The 497-nt window shown below is 34.6% G+C and carries 1 protein-coding gene; it reads left to right on the top strand.

Going from position 1 to position 497, the window contains the following annotated elements; translation table 11 throughout:
- On the top strand, positions 1–486 hold a 486-nt coding region (locus tag CF599_RS19340), incomplete at its 5' end, for a gliding motility-associated C-terminal domain-containing protein (RefSeq protein ID WP_143824848.1).
- Positions 487–497 lie beyond the last annotated feature (11 nt).

The raw sequence follows: 497 nt of genomic DNA, 5'->3' as shown, positions 1-497 counted from the left end.
CCAGAAAAAAAGGGCTTACATATTTTGAGATGGGATGTAGCAAGTTCAAAATGGGTAGATGAAGGTGGAATAGTAGATGTTAGTACAAAAACAGTTAAAACCCCTATGACGGTTAATGCCTCAGGGATTTTTACTTTAGGGTTAGTAGATGCAGATTATAATTCTGAGTTAAAGATTTATAATGCAGTTTCACCTAACGGAGATGGCTTGAATGATTACTTCATTATTACGAACATCAACAAATACGCCAACAGTGTTCAAATCTTTAATAGATGGAGTGCAAAAGTCTTTGAATCTAATAACTATGATTCAAACGGAGATGGTACAGCGAATGTATTTAGAGGAGAAGCAGAGGGTAAAGGAGTTTCATCAAGTGGGAAATTACCAACTGGAACCTATTTCTATATTGTTAGATACGAAATACGTACATCAACAGGTTCAGAGTGGATTAAGAAATCTGGATACTTACATTTAGAGAATAACTAGAAAAAAAGCTT

The organism is Myroides sp. N17-2 (genome assembly GCF_002286775.1).
Classification (GTDB): domain Bacteria; phylum Bacteroidota; class Bacteroidia; order Flavobacteriales; family Flavobacteriaceae; genus Flavobacterium.
Note: the sequence above shows the minus strand (reverse complement) of the source record. Positions and strands in the feature narration are given on the sequence as shown.